This is a genomic window from Paenibacillus sp. 01T442 (assembly GCF_056398345.1).
Genome location: NZ_JBFTPF010000164.1, coordinates 1 through 3,752 on the forward strand (window position 1 = coordinate 1; position 3,752 = coordinate 3,752).

The following is a 3,752-nucleotide window of genomic DNA, read 5'->3' on the forward strand; positions in this document are numbered from 1 at the left end:
CCCGTCTTTGCCGAACTCGTTGTGCCATCGTGCAATCGTGCACCCTGGCGATCGGCCACTCCCAGACGGTGCAACTGTTCGGCGCTGGTTCCGCAGTGGCGGCCGACAATCACACTGTCATCCTCGAGTTCCACGTCAACGATGTCGATGCCGAATACGAGCGCTTGAAGCCGTTTGTCGACGAGTGGGTAAAGGAACCAACCACGATGCCGTGGGGGAACCGTGCTGTGCTGTTTCGCGATCCCGACGGCAACCTGGTTAACCTCTTCGCGCCGGTGACCGAGGAAGCAATCAAACGGTTCAGCGATAGGCGTTGACGGACAGTTGAAGTGAGTGAGTCGAATTTCGTAATTAGTAATTTTACTGACCGCTTCATAGAAAGAGACCATAGCAACGAGCTATGGTCTCTTCATTTTAACTAGGTTCTTCATTATTTATTGAGATTTCGCGACCCTCGCTGATGCTGGCAGCTTATTTGTAATAGTGCTGTCGTTTAACCGTTAGCGTAACTATGGCTGCCAGATAAAGTAAGCTGCCTGTGCGATATGAGAGGTCGTCGTCTTGTAATATCCCTGCTTGGCGAAGACGGCTACTGCTGCTTCGACAATTTGCTGTTTGCGGTCTTCATTGGCCACTTCATGATATCTCCCCATAATTTTATTTATTAATCAATAAATATACGAATTCTTGATAGCTGTCAACAATTTTCTTGCGGTAGATTACTGTTCGTTAGTGGAGAAACAAGAACGGCAGCCGAAGCAACCGCTATTTCACTATCGTTCTTTCGTTAGCGCAATTAAACTTCCTCATGAAACAATGCTCCTACGGTTGAAATCAATTAAATCGGGGTTTGAAGTCTCAAGCAAATCTTCAAAACGCTCCCACCCATGTTGGTTCACGAAATGTATCTCTGAAGGTGTAACCGGTACTAACCAAGCCAGTACAATCGGCTTCCCGTTCTCAGCAGTATACACTGCAAAATCGTCTGGGAAATACACTGGTGGTGCAACAAACAAACCTTCCATTTCTGAATCTGAAAACATTGTTCCGTACGGTCCAATTACATCGCCACGTAACCATGCGTGACGACTTGATACTGCCATAGATGCGCCCCTTTGGAGAATACCAGGAATGTTTCTGTCACCATAATTTGACGGGGCTACAAAAACCAACTCTTGTCGGATTTCTTTCCCGCTTTGACGAGTATGTAATACTTCGTTACTCAAACCTAATGTCGTATACGTTACAGCCCCTTCGAGAGGAAAACCTTCGCTATATTTGACAATCTGGTAAGGGAGACGAACCCCATTCTCGTCATGTGTAAAACCATGCTGAATCTGCCCAAGATGTTGCTCCAAGAACTTTACAAACCCCATACAATCTTCTCCTCTTAAATAGTCGTATTATTACGTAATCTGCCATATACTTCAATGAAATAGGGATCGTCCTGACTGCGCGACAGCCGACGATCCCTATCTAAGTAACGTTCTGCGTTAGCTTAATTCAATAAAGCCTACATACTCTATTCCAACGCTAAAAAAGCTTGCTTCATTAGTTTGATTACTTTATTTTTCTTTTGAACTGTTCAACCAGTTTTAGAAATTCAAGTGTCGTTTTTACACTAACAATCCCAAGATCCTTGGGTAGATTTTCATCCTCAACTGTTTGAAAGCTTAAGATAAACTCCGAGAATGAATTTGCTACTAAGTAAACATTATTCCATAATTCTTCTTCTGAGGGGTCGAAGTGTTCTTGGTCATGATCCCAAAAATAAATTTTTCCCCATACATCCTCAGTAACTCCAATGCAAAGTTGATCCCCACCTGTAATATCTGCAAAAGGTATCATTTTTTCAGGCATTCGCCCMAGATAACATTCGATATTACTGATTAAATCGTTGTTATTTAGCGGGCTATAAAAATAGCCCAGTTCCCCCCGTTCATTGTGCTTTGGTATGTTGTTTATTAATGAATAGCTTATTCGATGATTGTAGTTTATTCTCCCATACGTCAAAAGAAATTTTTTATAATCTTGAGGCAAGCGAAACCCATATTTCTGTTCAATTGAAATAACTAAATTATCAGAGTAAATACCACCTTCATTAGTGATTCCTACMTCTAATAATTTCTGTTTCACCTTTTCAAAACTACTTTGCATCTTTATTCACTCCACCTACTCAGATACATTTACTGGAAATATCTTACCACAAATTACTTTCTCTTAACTAGGTTAATCTGCCCGATAGCTTAATGTGCGATCGGTATAAAAAAACCATATAGTGGGAAACTATTCCTTGTTGTTATTTAATTAAAAGGAGGTGTCACCATGCCCAATCAAAATAATAATCAGGCAACCAAGGCAGAAGTACAGTCTACGGAGTTAAATAAATTGCCAGTCCCGGGTCAAGATGATACGGAATTTTCAGCAGAAGAAGCGGCAGAGGCATTTAAAGAAAATCAATCCTCCAGCAGCAGATCACAAAATCAATAATCATATATGTAAAGCGAAAAAGCCTGGTTCAAATTGGACTAGGCTTTTCGTTTTCTATAATAGTTCCTCGTTAATTCAATTCATCTTGCCGAATGGGACTGAAGCTTAACAACTTCAAATACGTACTTCTGATTGATTTAACATATGTGAAAATTTCTTTGTACTTAGTGKGGCGGGTTCTTCAAAGAATATTCCGCCGTTTATGCCTTGATACTCATTAAATACATTGTTTAATATTTTCTTTGCAAAGTCTATATCCTTAATTTCGTCATCAATTGATAAGCCAAAGATTATATATCCGTTTATTGTAAATGTAATGATTACGTTTCTTATGTACTTTTGATTTGAATCCAAGTAAAAACGAAAACCCCTAAATGGCTTTATTAGACCAATGTCAATAACGTTTGAAATACTGATTGCTGGAATCCAATCGTAGCCATCAGAATTCAAATTTTCTTCATCTGTAATTCCTAAGGGTAATAACATGAGTTCTTCATCTGTTCGATTTTAATACTACCCTGTCAATATATCTATTAATAAAGTTGCTAACTGAACTTTTATTTCTTAACGATGACAAAACATAGATATTGTATTGTGGCATGAAAATCGCCCTCTCTTGAAATATACCTAACGTCATTTACGGACTTCGTAAAATATTCATATTGAAGAATTCACGAAACGATAAGCTGGCATTTGCTTTAATAAACAAAAGAGGAGCCTGCCGTGAAACAAGTCCCTCAACAATCGGTTTGCAATAGGTAAGCATTTGATGTTATCTCCAGCTTTTCCCCTGCTCCGCACGGAGCGTGCCAGTTTCCAAGCACTCCGCGGTCCATCTAACTGAATTTACTAAATCATAACTTCCTCGTTACTCATTGATTTGGGATATGTTAAACTGGATCTAATCCATATTTTTCACGGTATTGGTTGATCTTGTTCATCATCAATTCCGTTAGTTCCAGTTTATTCTTGAGTACGTCAATCGTCTCTTTATGTGTTTGTAGGATAAGTTGCCCTACCTCTTTGTGGAGGATTCGCAAATTATTAAACTTGTCATTTCCACCTAAGTGCAACGGAATATGGTGGTGGCAGTAAACATCGGATGCGAAGAGATACATGCCTGTAATTTCGCATTTCCCCATCTTCATACTGTATCGACTAATTCGATTGTCCATATATTCAACACTTTGATTCGGGATGCTAGATTTCGTAAGTAAGTAAATTTCCTGACGTAAATCTGGTCGAAGCTTCCTGTGTATCTG

At 39.7% G+C, this 3,752-nt stretch carries 5 protein-coding genes and 2 pseudogenes; 2 read left to right on the forward strand and 5 right to left on the reverse strand.

What is annotated here, in order from left to right; translation table 11 throughout:
- Positions 1–317 (forward strand): annotated as a pseudogene (locus AC1DLM_RS34910) (VOC family protein); the annotation flags it as partial.
- A 192-nt stretch (positions 318–509) separates the two neighbouring features.
- Here AC1DLM_RS34910 and AC1DLM_RS34915 read toward each other — a convergent pair.
- From AC1DLM_RS34915 to AC1DLM_RS34925, 3 genes are all read right to left on the reverse strand, one after another.
- Entirely contained in the window at positions 510–635 is a 126-nt protein-coding gene (locus AC1DLM_RS34915; RefSeq protein WP_477572566.1) for a TetR/AcrR family transcriptional regulator, read from the reverse strand.
- Between the two features lie 171 nt (positions 636–806).
- Positions 807–1,376, reverse strand: a complete 570-nt coding sequence (locus AC1DLM_RS34920; RefSeq protein WP_477572567.1) for a suppressor of fused domain protein — start codon at positions 1,374–1,376, stop codon at positions 807–809.
- A 184-nt stretch (positions 1,377–1,560) separates the two neighbouring features.
- Positions 1,561–2,157, reverse strand: coding sequence for an SMI1/KNR4 family protein (locus AC1DLM_RS34925; protein ID WP_477572568.1), 597 nt, complete (start codon positions 2,155–2,157; stop codon positions 1,561–1,563).
- A 168-nt stretch (positions 2,158–2,325) separates the two neighbouring features.
- Between AC1DLM_RS34925 and AC1DLM_RS34930 the strand changes: the two genes are divergently transcribed.
- Positions 2,326–2,490 carry a hypothetical protein gene (locus tag AC1DLM_RS34930; protein ID WP_477572569.1) on the forward strand — a complete coding sequence of 55 codons (165 nt, stop codon included), beginning with the start codon at positions 2,326–2,328 and terminating at the stop codon, positions 2,488–2,490.
- A 114-nt stretch (positions 2,491–2,604) separates the two neighbouring features.
- Here the strand turns inward: AC1DLM_RS34930 and AC1DLM_RS34935 are convergent, their stop codons facing one another.
- Together AC1DLM_RS34935 and AC1DLM_RS34940 are read right to left on the reverse strand one after the other, a co-directional pair.
- Positions 2,605–2,976: a hypothetical protein gene (locus AC1DLM_RS34935; RefSeq protein WP_477572570.1), complete on the reverse strand. Its 372-nt coding sequence runs from the start codon at positions 2,974–2,976 to the stop codon at positions 2,605–2,607.
- A gap of 404 nt (positions 2,977–3,380) precedes the next feature.
- A pseudogene (locus AC1DLM_RS34940) lies at positions 3,381–3,752 on the reverse strand (group II intron reverse transcriptase/maturase); the annotation flags it as partial.

Excerpts from the sequence above, each read along its gene's own strand:
- AC1DLM_RS34930 (WP_477572569.1), top strand. The coding sequence starts at position 2,326 with ATGCCCAATCAAAATAATAATCAGGCAACCAAGGCAGAAGTACAGTCT.
- AC1DLM_RS34920 (WP_477572567.1), bottom strand. The coding sequence starts at position 1,376 with ATGGGGTTTGTAAAGTTCTTGGAGCAACATCTTGGGCAGATTCAGCAT.